General features: G+C 72.6%; 15 protein-coding genes. 5 read left to right on the top strand and 10 right to left on the bottom strand.

Annotated features, from left to right (window positions below; translation table 11 throughout):
• Positions 1–163: 163 nt before the first annotated feature.
• On the bottom strand, positions 164–1,360 hold the full coding sequence (gene fahA, locus AB0B68_RS00805) for a fumarylacetoacetase (protein WP_357257210.1): 1,197 nt from the start codon (positions 1,358–1,360) through the stop codon (positions 164–166).
• On the bottom strand, positions 1,357–2,226 hold the full coding sequence (locus tag AB0B68_RS00800) for a hypothetical protein (RefSeq protein ID WP_355005924.1): 870 nt from the start codon (positions 2,224–2,226) through the stop codon (positions 1,357–1,359). Before AB0B68_RS00800 ends, fahA begins: the two co-directional genes overlap by 4 nt.
• A gap of 94 nt (positions 2,227–2,320) precedes the next feature.
• On the opposite strand from AB0B68_RS00800, the gene AB0B68_RS00795 reads away from it, so the two are divergent.
• The gene (locus tag AB0B68_RS00795) at positions 2,321–3,487 is read left to right on the top strand and encodes a cupin domain-containing protein (RefSeq protein ID WP_357257207.1); all 1,167 of its coding nucleotides are present in this window, start codon (positions 2,321–2,323) and stop codon (positions 3,485–3,487) included.
• A 147-nt stretch (positions 3,488–3,634) separates the two neighbouring features.
• On the opposite strand, the gene AB0B68_RS00790 is transcribed toward AB0B68_RS00795, so the two are convergent.
• Genes AB0B68_RS00790 through AB0B68_RS00775 form a run of 4 tightly spaced genes read right to left on the bottom strand, consistent with a single transcriptional unit; the run spans position 3,635 to position 6,410 of the window.
• Positions 3,635–4,663, bottom strand: coding sequence for a tetratricopeptide repeat protein (locus AB0B68_RS00790; RefSeq protein ID WP_357257204.1), 1,029 nt, complete (start codon positions 4,661–4,663; stop codon positions 3,635–3,637).
• Positions 4,664–4,673: 10 nt separating this feature from the next.
• Positions 4,674–5,159: a 2-C-methyl-D-erythritol 2,4-cyclodiphosphate synthase gene (ispF, locus tag AB0B68_RS00785; RefSeq protein WP_357195412.1), complete on the bottom strand. Its 486-nt coding sequence runs from the start codon at positions 5,157–5,159 to the stop codon at positions 4,674–4,676.
• Positions 5,160–5,172: 13 nt separating this feature from the next.
• A complete protein-coding gene (gene ispD, locus AB0B68_RS00780; RefSeq protein ID WP_357206317.1) occupies positions 5,173–5,868 on the bottom strand; it encodes a 2-C-methyl-D-erythritol 4-phosphate cytidylyltransferase in 696 nt (231 codons plus the stop codon).
• A 56-nt stretch (positions 5,869–5,924) separates the two neighbouring features.
• On the bottom strand, positions 5,925–6,410 hold the full coding sequence (locus AB0B68_RS00775; protein ID WP_203148040.1) for a CarD family transcriptional regulator: 486 nt from the start codon (positions 6,408–6,410) through the stop codon (positions 5,925–5,927).
• A 328-nt stretch (positions 6,411–6,738) separates the two neighbouring features.
• Between AB0B68_RS00775 and AB0B68_RS00770 the strand changes: the two genes are divergently transcribed.
• The gene (locus AB0B68_RS00770) at positions 6,739–7,431 is read left to right on the top strand and encodes a hypothetical protein (protein WP_357257201.1); all 693 of its coding nucleotides are present in this window, start codon (positions 6,739–6,741) and stop codon (positions 7,429–7,431) included.
• Positions 7,432–7,442: 11 nt separating this feature from the next.
• Here the strand turns inward: AB0B68_RS00770 and AB0B68_RS00765 are convergent, their stop codons facing one another.
• The 4 genes from AB0B68_RS00765 to AB0B68_RS00750 all read right to left on the bottom strand — a co-directional run bounded on the left by AB0B68_RS00765 (position 7,443) and on the right by AB0B68_RS00750 (position 11,244).
• The gene (locus tag AB0B68_RS00765; protein WP_357257199.1) at positions 7,443–8,087 is read right to left on the bottom strand and encodes a hypothetical protein; all 645 of its coding nucleotides are present in this window, start codon (positions 8,085–8,087) and stop codon (positions 7,443–7,445) included.
• Between the two features lie 31 nt (positions 8,088–8,118).
• Positions 8,119–9,168 (bottom strand): type III polyketide synthase, encoded by a 1,050-nt coding sequence (locus tag AB0B68_RS00760; protein ID WP_357257195.1) that lies wholly within the window; start codon positions 9,166–9,168, stop codon positions 8,119–8,121.
• A gap of 94 nt (positions 9,169–9,262) precedes the next feature.
• Complete coding sequence (locus AB0B68_RS00755) at positions 9,263–10,429, bottom strand: acyl-CoA dehydrogenase family protein (RefSeq protein WP_357206309.1); 1,167 nt, start codon at positions 10,427–10,429, stop codon at positions 9,263–9,265.
• A 41-nt stretch (positions 10,430–10,470) separates the two neighbouring features.
• The gene (locus tag AB0B68_RS00750) at positions 10,471–11,244 is read right to left on the bottom strand and encodes a methyltransferase domain-containing protein (protein WP_357206307.1); all 774 of its coding nucleotides are present in this window, start codon (positions 11,242–11,244) and stop codon (positions 10,471–10,473) included.
• A gap of 46 nt (positions 11,245–11,290) precedes the next feature.
• On the opposite strand from AB0B68_RS00750, the gene AB0B68_RS00745 reads away from it, so the two are divergent.
• The 3 genes from AB0B68_RS00745 to radA all read left to right on the top strand — a co-directional run bounded on the left by AB0B68_RS00745 (position 11,291) and on the right by radA (position 14,580).
• A complete protein-coding gene (locus AB0B68_RS00745) occupies positions 11,291–12,130 on the top strand; it encodes a UbiA family prenyltransferase (RefSeq protein WP_355005933.1) in 840 nt (279 codons plus the stop codon).
• A 140-nt stretch (positions 12,131–12,270) separates the two neighbouring features.
• Positions 12,271–13,038, top strand: coding sequence for a hypothetical protein (locus AB0B68_RS00740; RefSeq protein WP_357257192.1), 768 nt, complete (start codon positions 12,271–12,273; stop codon positions 13,036–13,038).
• Between the two features lie 84 nt (positions 13,039–13,122).
• Positions 13,123–14,580 carry a DNA repair protein RadA gene (gene radA / locus AB0B68_RS00735; RefSeq protein WP_357206304.1) on the top strand — a complete coding sequence of 486 codons (1,458 nt, stop codon included), beginning with the start codon at positions 13,123–13,125 and terminating at the stop codon, positions 14,578–14,580.
• Positions 14,581–14,591 lie beyond the last annotated feature (11 nt).

Raw genomic sequence — 14,591 nt, 5'->3', positions numbered from 1 at the left:
TGACCAACGGCGCAACGAGGGCTCTTGATCGCACCCGCTGTGCGATCAAGAGTCCCGTGAACGAGACGACTCGAAGACCAGATGGTCAGAGCGCTCCGGAGGGGTCGCAGTAATCCGACTCAGCAGAGGAAAGCCGCTGCTGGGCCGTACCGCGGCGGCGGCTTCAACGGGCCGGACGAACCGTGCCGGACACCTCGCCGAGGGCGATTGTGGTGCCGTCCGGGCCGGGCGCCGTGGCGGTGATGGTCACCGTGTCGCCGTCTTCGAGGAAGGTACGGCTCTCGCCGCCCACGGTGACCGGTTCGGCCCCGCCCCAGGTCAGTTCCAGGAAGGACCCGACCTGTCCCCGTTCCGGGCCGGAGACGGTCCCGGAGGCGTACAGGTCACCGGTGCGCAGCGAAGCCCCGTTGACGGTGAGGTGCGCCAACTGCTGGGCGGGGGTCCAGTACATGGTGGCGAACGGAGGCTCGCTGACCTGGTCGCCGTTCCACTCGACCGACAGGCGCAGGTCCAGGCCCAGGTGCGGCACGTCCCGCAGATAGTCCACCACCGGCGGGTCCTGGTCGGGGGCCGCCACGTTGGCGTTGCCGAGGGCGTCCAGCGGCGTCACCCAGGCCGAGATCGAGGTGGCGAACGACTTGCCGAGGAACGGGCCGAGCGGCTGGTACTCCCAGGCCTGGATGTCCCGGGCCGACCAGTCGTTGACCAGCACCACACCGAAGACGTGCTCGGCGAAGTCGTCGACGGAAACCCGATCGCCCAACGCGCTCGGTACGCCCACCACGAATCCCACCTCGGCCTCGATGTCGAGGCGTACCGATGGGCCGGTGACCGGGCCCTCGGCGGAGGCCCGCTGCCCGGTCGGCCGGGTCACCGGCGTGCCGGAGACGACCACCGTGCCGGCCCGCCCGTGGTAGCCGATCGGCAGGTGCTTCCAGTTGGGCAGCAGCGGCGGCTGGCCGGGGCGGAAGATCTGCCCGACGTTCGACGCGTGGTGCTCCGAGGAGTAGAAGTCGACGTAGTCGGCCACCTCGATGGGGAGCAGCAGCTCCACGTCGTCGAGGGGCACCAGCAGCGGCTCCACCGCGCCCCGGTGCGCCGGGTCGGTCAACAGCTCGGTGATCCGCTGCCGTACCGCCGTCCACTGCGGACGACCCAGGGCCATGAAGTCATTGAGCACGGGCCGGCACAGCGTGCCGGCGGCCAGCACCAGCTCGGCGGCCTCCGCCGCCGCGAGGTCGAAGACCCAGGACCCGATCCGTACGCCGATCCGCGAAGGACCCCCGTCCTGCCGGAACACCCCGTACGGCAGGTTCGTCACCCCGTACGGCGAACCGTCGGCGCCGGTCACCCAGGTCATGCGTCGTAGCCCCCGTTCACCAGCCCAAGCCGGATCAGATCGGTCAGTGGTTCCAGAATGCTGCACGAGCCGAAGCCCACCCACAGGGGGCGAGGCCCGTCCAGCCGTGCCGTCGTGCGCTCCACCAGGGGGCGCGGGTCGACAACGGTGAGCAGCTCGGCGACCGTGCGCACGCCGTCACCCTCGGCGGCGGCCAGGGTCGCGGCCAGCACGTTGGCGTAGCCGTGGTGGGTGAACCCGGTCTCCGGGTCGAGGTGTCGGATCGCCTGGTGCAGCCCGGCGGTGAGCTTGAACGGCAGGCCCCGGTCCCGGCAGGCGCAGATCACGGTGGCCAGTTCGGTCGGGGTGGGGAAGAGTTCGGCGGCCAGGCCGCCGGTGCGGAACTTGGCCGCGATCGGCACCCCGTCGGCCCGCGCGGCGACGAGCGCGTCCAGGGCGCCCATCAGTCCGAAGGTCAGCGGCAGTTCGGCGTAGACGGTTTCCACGCCCGGCAGCGCGTCGGTCAGCCGCAGCAACTCGGCGATGCCGGGCAGCGGGTCCTCGCCGCGCTTGGCAACCGCCACCTCTACCTGGCGCGCCGTGACGCCGTCGGGGGCGAGGAACGACAGCGCGAACGGCAGGTTCCCGATCCCGGTGTCGCCGATCACGCCGACCACCAGGCCCTCGCCCGGGTCGACGAGACCGGTCAGCTCACCGGCGGCCACGTCCGAGGCGGGGATCAGCAGTGGGCCGACCAGGTCGGCGTACCAGGCGGCGCGGTGTTGGCGGTGGGCGACCAGGGCGTCGTGCAGCGCGGCGCTGCCCGGCGGGAAGACGGCGGCGTCGTCCACCAGGCCGTGGAGGAGTGCTGGCACCTGCGTTGACACGGAACAAGAATGTACGGGACGCTACGAGGAACGGACAACAGCGTCCGATTATCGGACGCCCTCGGCCGGTGAACGGGAAATATCGGGAGGCGAGATGCCGTACTACCGCAGCGTCGGCGAGGTGCCGCGCAAGCGCCACACCCAGTTCCGGCAGCCCGACGGCAGCCTCTACGCCGAGGAGCTGATGGGCCAGGAGGGCTTCTCCTCCGACTCGTCCCTGCTCTACCACCGGCACGCGCCCACCGCGATCCTGGCCGCCGACGAGTTCACCCCGCCCACCTTCACCCGGGCGCCGAACCTACCGCTCAAGCCCCGCCACCTGCGCACCCACAAACTGGACACCGGCGGTTCCGACCCCATCCTCGGCCGGCAGTACCTGCTTGCCAACGACGACGTACGGATCGGTTACGTCCTCGCCGACCGACCCTCACCGCTGTTCCGCGACGCCACCGGCGACCACTGCCTCTACGTCGAGTCGGGCACCCTGCGGGTCGAGTCCCCGTTCGGCGTGCTGGACGCGGTCGCCGGCGACTACGTCGTCATCCCCACCTCGACCATCCACCGGCTGGTGCCCACCGGCGACCAACCCGTCCGGCTGCTCGCCGTCGAGGCGTCCGGGCACATCGGCCCGCCCAAGCGCTACCTCTCCGTACGCGGCCAGTTCCTGGAGCACTCGCCGTACTGCGAGCGGGACGTCCGCGGCCCCGACGCCCCGCTGCTCGTCGACGGCGAGGAGGTCGAGGTGCTGGTCCGGCACCGGCGCGGCTGGACCCGTTACGTCTACGCCAACCACCCGTTCGACGTGGTCGGCTGGGACGGGCATCTCTACCCGTGGGCGTTCTCCATCCACGACTTCGAGCCGATCACCGGCCGCATCCACCAGCCCCCGCCGGTGCACCAGACCTTCCAGGGGCCCAACTTCGTCATCTGCTCGTTCGTGCCCCGCAAGGTCGACTATCACCCGCAGTCGATCCCGGTGCCGTACAACCACCACAACGTCGACTCCGACGAGATGCTCTTCTACACCGGGGGCAACTACGAGGCACGGCGCGGCTCCGGCATCGAGCAGGGCTCGATCTCCCTGCACCCGTCCGGCTTCACCCACGGCCCCCAGCCGGGTGCCGCCGAGCGATCCATCGGCGCGGACTACTTCGACGAGTTGGCCGTCATGGTCGACACCTTCCGCCCGCTGGATCTCTGCGACGCCGCCAGCTCCTGCGAAGACGAGGGGTACGCCTGGACGTGGGCGCGTTCTGTTTAGTCGCCGTTGGGGGTTTCGCCGGAGCCCGCCCGCTCTGGGCGGTCAGGCTTGATCCCGACGCGGTCGGGCTCCGGCGAAACCCTGAGCCGGTCGAGCTGAACGACGCTTGTGGATCATGCTGGCGGGCGCGGCCCGACGCTTTGGTGGTTAGCGGATGGCGGTTCGGGTGAAGACGGCGAACTCGGCTACCGCTGTGGTGGCGATCGCCAGCACCAGGGGCCACGGGGAGCCGACCATGGCGTACACCAGCAGCAGCAGCGGCGCGGCGGCCACGGCGTAGACGGCCAGGGCCATCGCCCGGTCCGAGTGCAGCAGGGCGGGAAGGACGCTCCGGGTCAGCCCGGGCAGCCGGGCCGCGAGCTGCCACACGATGATCCCGCCGGTGAGCGCGGCGAGCACCGCCAGGACGCGGGAGAAGCCGTCGTTCGCCGACGCCGCGAACGCGATCAGCACCGCCGCCACCAGCGACCATCCCGCGCCGTAGAGGACCAGGCGGTGCAGCCCGTACGCGAGGGTTCGTGGCGAGTCGATCCGCCTCGGGCTGACCGTCACCGCCTCGGCGACGTGCTCCAACGCCTCCGACCAGCGGCGCTGCTCCAGCCGCATGACACCCACGTCGTGGCCGGCCTCGCCGATCCGCGGGTCGAGCCGCAGCGCCTCCCGGTAGGCCCGCTCAGCCAGGTCGAACAGGTCCAGGCGGGCGGCGACCAGGCCGAGCACCAGGTGCGCCTGCGGCTCCTGCGGAGCCAACTCGACACCTCGCCAGGCCGCGTTCAGCGCCGGCTGACCGTTGCGGGCGCCGGCCAGGATCGCCGCCGCGCTCCGCTGGGCGTACGCGTCGGCCGGGCCGAGGGCGAGGACACGGTCGGCGGTGGCCGCCGACTCGCTGTAGCGCTCCAGGTCGGCCAGGGCCATGCCCCTGGCAACCAGCGGGGGCAGGGCCTCGGGTGCGGCTGCCACGGCCGTGTCGGCGGCGGTGAGCGCCTCGGTCGGGCGGCCGGCGGCCAGGTGCACCCGGGCCAGCATGGTGAGCGCGTCGACGTCATCCGGCTGGAGGGCCAACCCGTAGGCCAGTTCCCCGGCCGCCTCGTCGTAGCGGCCGAGTTCGGCGAGGAGTTGGGCCCGCTGGACGTAGCCGTCGGCGGCGGACTGGTCGGGGGTGGGGTCGCTGGACATCGCGGCGAGCTTAGGCGGCCGACGCGTCGTACACCAGGGCCACCGCGACCCCGGTCAACCCTTCCTCACGGCCGGCGAAGCCGAGCCCGTCGGTGGTCGCCGCCGAGACGGTGACCGGGGCGCCGACCGCGGCGGAGAGCACCTCCTGCGCCTCCTCGCGACGCCGGCCGATCTTGGGACGGTTGCCGATGACCTGCACGGACACGTTGCCGACCTCCAGGCCGGCGGCGCGCACCCGACGGGCCGTCTCGGTCAGCAGCGCCACCCCGGACGCGCCGGCCCACTCCGGCTGGCCCACCCCGAAGGCGGAACCGAGATCACCGAGACCGGCGGCGGAGAGCAGGGCGTTGCAGGCGGCGTGCGCTGCCACGTCGGCGTCGGAGTGCCCGGCGAGGCCGTCCTGATCGGGCCAGAACAGCCCGGCCACCCAGCACGGCCGGCCCGGCTCGAACGCGTGCACGTCGGTGCCGATGGCCACCCGGGGAACGATCATGATCAGAGGGTACGCGTCAACCGGCCGCGGCAAGCAGATGCTCGGCCAGAGCCAGGTCGAACGGCCGGGTGATTTTCAGTGCGTACTCCGAGCCGGGCACGCAGCTCACCGCGACGCCCTGCTTCTCAACCAGTCCGGCGTCGTCGGTGAGGGAGTCACCGGCGGCGGCGTGGGCGGCGCTGAGCACGACCCGACGGAAACCCTGCGGGGTCTGCACCGCGCGCAGTGCGGAACGGTCGACGGTGCCGAGCACCACCTCGTCGGCACCGACTTCCTTGATCGTGTCGACGACCGGCAGGACCGGGATCACCGCGTCGCACCCGCCTCGTACCGCCGCCGCGACGGATTCGACCAGCTCAGGCGGGGTGAGCGCCCGGGCGGCATCGTGCACCAGGACGATCGTCGGACCGGGGGGCACCGCGGCCAGCGCGGCGGCCACCGACGCCTGCCGTTCGGCACCACCGGGCACCACGGTCACCGGGGCGACCGGGGCCAACAGCTCGCGGACGGCCTGCACCTCGGCGGCCGGCGCGGCCACCACGATGGTGTGCACCGACGGCGCGGCGGCCAGTCGACGCACGGCGTGCACCAGCAGCGGTTCACCGGCGAGCAGGCGCAGCGCCTTGGGTCGGCCGGGGCCGAGCCGTACGCCGGCACCCGCCGCAGGCACGAGGACCGCGACGTCACCGCGCGGATTGAGCTGCGCGGTCACGTCGCGGTCCTCGGTGGTTTCTTCACTACGAAGTGGGTACGACGATGCTGTGCGGACTAGGCCTCGGTGAGGACCTTGTCGAGCAGCGTCTCCGCCTCGTCCTTGGTGCTCTTCTCGGCCAGCGCGACCTCGCCGACGAGAATGTCACGGGCCTTGGCGAGCATCCGCTTCTCGCCCGCAGAGAGGCCCCGCTCCCGCTCCCGGCGCCACAGGTCACGCACGACCTCGGCGACCTTCAGCGGGTTGCCGGAAGCCAGCTTTTCCAGATTGGCCTTGTAACGCCGCGACCAGTTGGTCGGCTCCTCGGTGTGCGGAGCCCGCAGAACGTCGAAGACCTTACCGAGGCCTTCTTCGCCGACCACCTCGCGCACACCCACGATCTCGGCGTTCTCGGCCGGCACCCGGACCGTCAGGTCACCCTGCGCGACCCTCAGGACGAGGTATTTCTTAGGCTCGCCCTTGATGACCCGAGTCTCGATTGCCTCGATGAGTGCGGCCCCGTGGTGGGGGTAAACAACGGTCTCGCCGACACTGAAAACCATAGGTTCGAAACCCCTTTCGCTGTGTCTAGGGTAACACGGTCAGGCACTGATGTCTCTCCGATGTCCTGACCATTGGCGCAGCTCAGGGGCCCTGTGAGAGGTCTTGCTTCAGCTTGACAGGCGGTCAAACCGATGGTTCGAACACGCTCCGTAACGGGCAAATGACTGCCCGGTACGGGTGAACAGAACGTCGAGATCAAGGGCTATGCGCTCCTCCCATGGTAGCCCGGCCAGCAGGACCGCGCCCAGATGTAGCGCGAGGAGCCCCTGGTGCGGGACCCTGGAGACCGAGCCGCACTCAGCTCTCGAGACGCTTCCAGGGGGTCCGATGGGCAAGCCGGACGCAGAGGGTCACGGGCCAGCCGACGGCCTGCCCGGCCTACCGCCCGAATGGGGCCGCGTGGTGGTTCCCGACGACGCCTCCGCACTGGCCGCCGAGGCCGCTCAGATCCGCCGTGAGCTGCGCCGGGCCGACGGCCTCTCGGGCGGTCACCGGGCCCTGGGCCTACCGCTGGCGGTGCTGTTGGTGGCGGTCCTCACCACGCTGGCCGGCCTGCTGGCGGTCACCTGGCCACGCGCCAACCGCGAAGCCGACCGGCCGACCCCGGCCCCCTACTCGCCACCCGAGACCCTCGTCGGGCGGGCGCTGCCCGCACTGGACCTGGTCGGCGCGGACGACGAGCCCGTGCCACTGCGCGGCCTGCTACCCGCCATGATCATCCTGCTGGACGCCTGCCGCTGCCCGGACCGGGTCACCGACGCCCTGGCGGCCGCTCCCGCCGGCGTCTCCGTAATCACCGTCACCGGAGGGCGGACGGCGCCAGCCGGGCCCACCATCGAGCGGCAGGCTCGCGCCCTGGCCGACCCCGCCGGGGGCCTGCGCTCGTTCCTGGGCCAGCCGGCTCGCTCCGGCGCCGCGACCGCCCTGCTCGTCGACCGGGCCGGCATCGTGACCCGGGTGCTGCCCGAACTGGGCACCAGCGACTCCTACCGGAGCGACCTGAGCGCCCTGGCCGCCTGAGCCGACCGCGCCTACCCGGGCAGCACGACGAGTTGCGCCTGGATGTCGATGGGCCGGTCACCGGCCGACAGCGACAACCGGAACGGTCCGCCGTTGGGCCGCACCTCGGCGTTGGCGATCGAGCCGTCGCACTCGACACGAAACTGGCCAATGATCTCGGTCCCGGTGCTCGTCAACGTGAGCGTGCCGGGACGGGTGCACCGGTACTGGAGCAGGTAGCGGGCACCACTGTCGTTGGCCTGCCGGGTCACTTCCTGGCCGGCAGCGATCTCCCGCTGCTCCCGCCAGACGGTCTCGTTGAACGAGGGCAGGTCACCCGAGCGGAAGAGCAGCGCGGGATCGCCCTCGATGTCGACGATCGAGCCCGTCTCCAGGTCGATCACCGTCCGCGGGCTGCTCTCCACCCGGATGACCTCGCCGGTGTCCGGGTCCATCCGAGCCGTGATCCGCGCTTCGGGCTCCTCAGCCGCGATGAGACGTTCCAGTGGGGTGCTGACGCTCCGCTCGGCGCTCGGCGCCGCGGTGGGAGAAACAGCCGCAGCGGGCGTCGACGAGGGCGCGGCCGAGTGCCACCACCAGCCGCCCACGACCAGGGCGGCCGCCGCGGCACCGAACAGCACCACCGAGCGCAGCCGGTCGTCCGCCGTCACATCCACCTCCCGAGCGTACCGGCCGGCCCGACGGGGTTCAGCCCTGTCGATCGAGCAGGGCTGCGTACAGGGTGAGGCCGGGGCCGAAGGCCAACATGACGATGCGCCGAGCCGCCGGTGTCGCCCGACCCAACCGGTCCAGGATCAGCAGGACGGTCGGCGACGAACAGTTGCCGTGCTCGTCGAGCGTCGCACGGGACGCCGCCAACCCCTGCGGTGGCAGCGCCAACTCCCGTTCGACGACGTTGAGGATCCTCGGCCCGCCCGGGTGCACGGCCCAACCGTCCACCTCGGAGCTGGTGAGGCCGTGCCGGGCCAGCAGATCGTCGACCAGCCCCCGGACGTGCCTCGACAGCACCTGCGGCACCTTCGGCGACAACCCCATCCGGAAGCCGGCGTCGGTGACGTCCCAGGTCATGTGGTCAGCCGTTGAGGTGTCGGTGACGGCGGTGACCTCGCGCAACGCGTACCCCGGTCCGCCCGGCACGACCACGGCGGCGACTGCCGCATCCGAGAAGAGCGCGTGGGAGACGATCTGCTGGGTGTCCACCCGGGCGCTGGACGGCTGGATGTGCAGGCTCGTCAGCTCCGCGCACAGCAACAGCGCCGGACGCCCCCGGGCGGTGACGAAGTCACTCGCCGCGCCCAGCCCCGGCAACGCCGCGTAACAGCCCATGTGGCCGATGACCATCCGCTGGGTTTCCGCGGCCATGCCCAGGTCCCGGGCGAGCAGGATGTCCAGCCCAGGGGTGGCATAGCCCGTGCAGGAGCAGACGATGAACAGCCCGATGTCGCCGGCGCTCAGCCCGGCAGCGGTCAACGCCCGACCCACCGCCTCCTTGCCCAGCGGCAGCGCCTCGACCTGGTAACGACGCATCCGCCGCTCGGTCGGCCAGTCCGACACGTCCTCCAACAGCGGGTTGACCGCGGCCTGCCGCCGGGTCACCCCCGAGTTGGCGAAGATCCGCTGGGCCAACGACCTGGTGGTGCCGGTGAAGTGCCGGGAGAAGAAGCCCTCCCACAACTCGTCCTGCGAAGCGGACGGCGGCTGCGCTGTCCCGAGCCCCGCGATCACTGGTACGGACACGATCCCCACCTCTCGTCAGATGCTGTCCTCCCCCTGGCCGTCCCACCAGCCACGTCGGCTGGTCGTTCCTTCGTGCGAGCCCGGTGGCGCGGGCTCACCAACGTGGTGCCGATCCGTCACGATCCGGGTCGCCGCCCAGCGCGGCGATGCCGAGCCAGTCGGCGCAGACATCAGACGTGGCCGGGTGCAGCGAGCCGCAACGGGCGTCGCGGTAGAGCCGCTCCAGCGGATGACCACGGCGGGTGGCCGAGGTGCCCGCCGCCTCCAGCACCGACGCCGCCACCTCGGCGGCCGTGGTGCCGGCGAGCAGCTTCGCCCGCCACACCCAACGGTTGGTCTCCTCGTCACCGGGCGCCTCGTCCACCCGGCGGGCCGCCTCGGCAACCACCAGTTGCGCGGCGGCCGTCGCCGCGTCCGCCCGACCCAGCCTGGCCCGCACCGCCGGCAGACCGGCCAGGTTGCGGGCGTTCAGGTGCTCGGCCGCCGCGTCGATCGCCGCGCGGGCGACCCCCACGTAGACGGCCGCGTAGCTGGCCACCAACCAGTGCGGCATCAGCTGCGCGACCACCAGCGCAAGCCCCTCCACCCCGCCGAGCAGCCGGTCGGCGGGCACCGTGACGTCCAGGTGCAGGTCGTGGGAGGAGGTGGCGCGCATGCCGAGTGAATCCCAGGTCGGCTCCACGGTCAGCCCGTCGCCGGCCGGCACCAGGAACTGCGACACCACCGACTGGTCGGCCGCACTGCGCGCCGCCACCAGGTAGCCGTCCGCGTGCCCGGCCCCGGAGCAGAAGGTCTTGCTGCCCTTGAGGTGCCAGCCCCCGTCGGTCGGCTCGTACGCGGTGGTGAGCTGGGACAGCCGGGCACCCGCGCCCCGCTCGCTCATCGCGACCGCGTACCAGGAGCCCTGCGCCGCCGCGCTGAGCAGCCGGTCGCGGGCGGCCAGCGCCTCGTCGGGTACGCCCAGCGCCTCGGCCAACTCCTCGGTGACAGCGCCCAGCGCGCCGGTCACCGAAGCGTGCATGTTGAACACCAGGGCGGTCGCACCGTTGCCCCGGGCAAGCTCAGTGGCCACCGCTGCGTACTCGGCGAAAGTGGCGCCCAGACCGCCGAGCGCCCGGGGCACCATCAGCCCGAAAAGGCCGGCCTCGCGCAGGTCGGCGAAGTCGTCCACGGGGAAGGAACCGTCCCGGTCGTGCTCGGCCGCCCGCGCGGCGAACCGCGGCGCCAACCGGCGTGCTGCCTCAAGCGCGTGCACCGTCATCTCGTTCCTCCTACGGTGTTCCATACCCCGCCACGGCCTGACTATCCTTTGCGGACCCCCCGGCCCTGGTACAGCACGGCGGTGGAGCGGGTCGGCACGATGCGCGGCGCGCGGCCGACGGGCACGGCACCGGCCGTGCGGCTCGCGCGAGCGCGGCGCAGCAGCCAGGCGAGCATGCCGCCGACCTGCGGACGGATGCCCCGCAGACTCAGGTCGACACCGTGTCGGGCGCACTCGGCCACCAGCGCCCGTGCGTCCACGAACAACTGTGGATCGTGGATGCCGCGAGGCACCGTCGGCAGGCGCTCGGCGATCCGGACCGCGACGAGCCGGGCCAGCGCCGTGTCGTTGAGGGTGTCCAGCACCAGCACGCCGCCAGGGCGCAGCAGCCGACAGGCCTCGGCCACCGCGCGCGGCCAGGCCGGCACGTGCTCCAGCAACTCACCGGCCGAGACCACGTCGGCGCAGCCGTCAGGCAGCGGCACCGCCGTGGCGTCACCCTGGACCACCCGCACCCCGTGCTCGGCCGCCTGGACGAGTGCCGAGTGGGTCAGATCCACCCCGACGTGGCGGTAGCCCTTGCCCGCCAGGTGCGGCGCGAGCAGGCCGGCGCCGCAACCCAGGTCGACGAGCAACGCGTCCGGACGGGTGGCCGGAGGCACCAGCGCGGCACGGGCCTCAGCCAGCCAGTGCAACATCGCGAACGCACCGTCCGGCCGCCACCACTCACCGGCCAGATCGTCGTACTGACGCGGATCGTTTCGCGGCAGCACCCTCGGACCGGTGGACGCCCCGGCCGCAGCCACGTCTCGCATGGAACCGAGCGTGGCACGACTGCTCGGTAACGACCAGACTTCCCTTATGTCGTCGAGGGTGTTAGGGCTGGTCAGAGCGAGCCATCCGGAACCGGCCGCAGCGGTGACCACGGTGGCCGGTCTGCTGGCCTGGGGAGTGGGCCACCGGCCGACCGGAATCGTCTCGGTGGTGCTCGCCGTGCTGGCCAGCCAGCTCGCCGTCGGCTGGACCAACGACGCGCTGGACGCCGAGCGGGACGCCACTGTGGGGCGTACCGACAAACCGGTCGCCAGTGGCGCGGTCGGTCGGCGCGTCACGGCCTGGGCCGCCGCGGTGGCCGCGGTGGCCTGCCCGTTGCTGGCGCTGACCACGAACCCGGTGGCGGCCTTCTGGCTGACGCTCGCCCTGGTCTCCGCCCTGCTCTACGACTGGCCGCTCAAGGCGACCGCGTTCTCGGTGCTGCCCTACGCCGTGTCGTTCGGCGCGCTGCCCGCCTTCGTGGTGCTGGCGCTGCCCGGCCAGCCGTCCCCGCCGGTCTGGCTGGTGACGGCGGCGGCCTGCCTGGGCGCCGGCGCCCACTTCGCCAACGTGCTGCCCGACCTCGCTGACGACGCCCTCACCGGCGTGCGCGGCCTGCCCCACCGGCTCGGTGCCGCCGGCAGTCGGGTGGCCGCGGCGGGTCTCCTCCTCGCGGCGACCGCGACACTGGTCCTCGGGCCACCCGGGCCGCCGTCGGCGATCGGCTGGGCGGCGGTCGGCACGGCCGCCGTGGTGCCGCCGCTGAGCTGGTACGCCGGGCGCTCGGCGATCCGGGCCGGCCGGCGGCCGGTGGCGGCCTTCCGGGCGGTGATGCTGGTGGCCCTCATCGACGTGGTTCTGCTGGTGGCGAGCGGTCGGGTGGTGTGAACGCCACCCGGGCAGGTGGCATTGCCGGGTCCGCGTGCGGGCCTCGATCAGTCCCAACTACCCTGGAGCGCGGTCTGCGCGGGTATGGCCACCGTGCCCGGCGTACGGCCCGGGTGGGGATTGTGACGAGGAGGACCGACGTGACGCGCTCGATCAGGGGATCCCGGCGGGCGGCCCTGTTGCTGTCCGGGATTGCGGCGGCCAGCCTGCTGGCTTCGGGATGCGGCACCGGTCAGATCGCCGAGACCGCGTTGAAGGAGCCGTCGGTCCAGGGCGTCAACCTCACGACCAACAACGGTTCCTTCTCGGTGCGGGGCCTGCTCGTGGACTACCCGGGCACCGAGGGTTACAAGGCCGGGCAGGACGCGGGGCTCGGCGCCGTGATCTACAACGACTCCAAGGAAACCGTGACGGTCACCGTCACCACGGAGAGTGCCCGCGAGGTGGTGATCAGCGGCGGCTCGGCGAGCCCGTCGCCGTCCGCCTCCATGAGCCCGTCGCCGTCCGGTTCGGCCAGCCCGTCGAACTCGACGTCCGGTTCGCCGAGCCCGTCGGCGACGCCCTCCGAGACCGGATCGTCCTCGGCCACCCCGTCCGCCCCGGAGTCGGCGCGGGCGTCCGGTTCGGCCAGCCCCGCCGCCCCGGGTCAGCCGGCCCGGATCGAGCTGGCGCCGTTGAGCTACATCCAGTTCAACTCCGAGGCCACCACGCAGCTCCGGCTGATCGGCCTGACCGAGGCGCTGCGCTCCGGCCAGAACGTCGTCGTGACCTTCGACTTCGGCAACGGCAACACGGTCACCGGGCAGGCGCCGGTCGCGGTGCCGCTCACCCCGGCGGCCCCTCCGTCGCCGATCATCGAGCGCGAGGGTGGCTACGAGGGCAACGAGGGCGGCACGACCCACGAGTGACCGACCCGCACATCGACGAACGCCCCGGCGTGGTGACCACCACGCCGGGGTGTTTTCGTCGTACGCGAGGGCTAGCGTCCTGATGTGACCACCTCCCGATCGACAGCTCCGCGTGGCGGCACGGCCGGTGCCCCCCGTGGTCGGTCCGCCGCCCGCGAGCCGCGCCCGGCCTACCAGTGCGACGCCTGCGGGCACCAGCCGCCCAAGTGGGTGGGGCGCTGCCCGGAGTGCGGCGAGTGGGGGGCGGTCGTCGAGCACACCGTGACCGGCCCGACGGTCTCCGGTCGGGTGGTCAGCTCCCGGATGCCGTCCGAGCCGGCCCGACCGATCGCCACCATCAGCGCCGCTCCGGCCCGCGCGGTGCCCACCGGGGTGAGCGAGCTCGACCGGGTGCTCGGCGGCGGCCTGGTCCCGGGTGCCGTGGTGCTGCTCGCCGGCGAGCCCGGCGTGGGCAAGTCGACCCTCCTTCTCGATGTGGCACAGCAGTGGGCGGTCGGCGCCGGCAGCCCCTCGCTGGTGGTCAGCGGCGAAGAGTCGGTCAGTCAGGTGCGCCTGCGCGCCGAGCGGATGGGCACCCTGCACGAGCGGCTCTACCTCGCCGCGGAGAGCGACCTCGGCTCGGTGCTCGGTCACCTCGACGCGGTCAAGCCGGGCCTGTTGGTGCTCGACTCGGTGCAGACCATCTCGACCACCGGCACCGAGGGTGTGCCCGGTGGGGTCACCCAGGTCCGCGCGGTCACCGCCGCGCTGGTCTCGGTCGCCAAGGAGCGGGGCATCGCCACAGTGCTGGTCGGGCACGTCACCAAGGACGGCCAGGTGGCCGGGCCTCGGGTGCTGGAGCACCTGGTCGATGTGGTGCTGCACTTCGAGGGCGACAAGCACTCGTCGCTGCGCCTGGTGCGCGGCGTGAAGAACAGGTTCGGCGCGGCCGACGAGGTCGGCTGCTTCGAGATGCACGAGGGCGGCATCAGCAGCCTGGCCGACCCGTCCGGGCTGTTCCTGACCCGCTACGCGGAACCGGTCCCGGGCACCTGCGTGACGGTGGCCATGGAGGGGCGGCGGGCCCTCGTCACCGAGGTGCAGGCGTTGATCGGCGCGACAGTGGCGGGCTCTCCCCGGCGCACCGTCTCCGGTCTCGACTCCGCGCGACTGGCGATGGTGCTCGCGGTGCTGCAACGGCGCACCGAGCGGCTGACCCTGCACGACCGGGAGGTCTTCGCCGCCACTGTGGGCGGGATCCGGGTGGTGGAGCCGGCCGCCGACCTGGCGGTGGCTCTGGCGGTCGCCTCCGGCGGGCTCAACCTGGCGATCGCGCCGCACCTGGTGGCGATCGGTGAGGTGGGGCTGACCGGCGAGGTGCGCCGGGTCGGGGCGGTGCCACGCCGGCTGGCCGAGGCCGCCCGGCTGGGGTTCAAGGTGGCCCTGGTGCCGCCCGGCTGCGGCCCGACCAGCACCGGCGCCGGCCCCGAGCAGATGCGGGTGACCGAGGTCACCGACGTCCGTTCGGCGCTGCACCATGCGGCTCGCGCGTCCGCCGAGTGACCCACCGTGCC

Source organism: Micromonospora sp. NPDC049049 (assembly GCF_040649115.1).
GTDB lineage: Bacteria > Actinomycetota > Actinomycetes > Mycobacteriales > Micromonosporaceae > Micromonospora.
The sequence above is the reverse complement of the archived record's forward strand: the minus strand, read 5'-3'. Positions and strand labels throughout refer to the sequence as shown.

Excerpts from the sequence above, each read along its gene's own strand:
- fahA (WP_357257210.1), bottom strand. The coding sequence starts at position 1,360 with ATGACCTGGGTGACCGGCGCCGACGGTTCGCCGTACGGGGTGACGAAC.
- AB0B68_RS00795 (WP_357257207.1), top strand. The coding sequence starts at position 2,321 with ATGCCGTACTACCGCAGCGTCGGCGAGGTGCCGCGCAAGCGCCACACC.
- AB0B68_RS00790 (WP_357257204.1), bottom strand. The coding sequence starts at position 4,663 with ATGTCCAGCGACCCCACCCCCGACCAGTCCGCCGCCGACGGCTACGTC.
- AB0B68_RS00775 (WP_203148040.1), bottom strand. The coding sequence starts at position 6,410 with ATGGTTTTCAGTGTCGGCGAGACCGTTGTTTACCCCCACCACGGGGCC.
- AB0B68_RS00770 (WP_357257201.1), top strand. The coding sequence starts at position 6,739 with ATGGGCAAGCCGGACGCAGAGGGTCACGGGCCAGCCGACGGCCTGCCC.
- AB0B68_RS00755 (WP_357206309.1), bottom strand. The coding sequence starts at position 10,429 with ATGACGGTGCACGCGCTTGAGGCAGCACGCCGGTTGGCGCCGCGGTTC.
- AB0B68_RS00750 (WP_357206307.1), bottom strand. The coding sequence starts at position 11,244 with ATGCGAGACGTGGCTGCGGCCGGGGCGTCCACCGGTCCGAGGGTGCTG.
- AB0B68_RS00745 (WP_355005933.1), top strand. The coding sequence starts at position 11,291 with ATGTCGTCGAGGGTGTTAGGGCTGGTCAGAGCGAGCCATCCGGAACCG.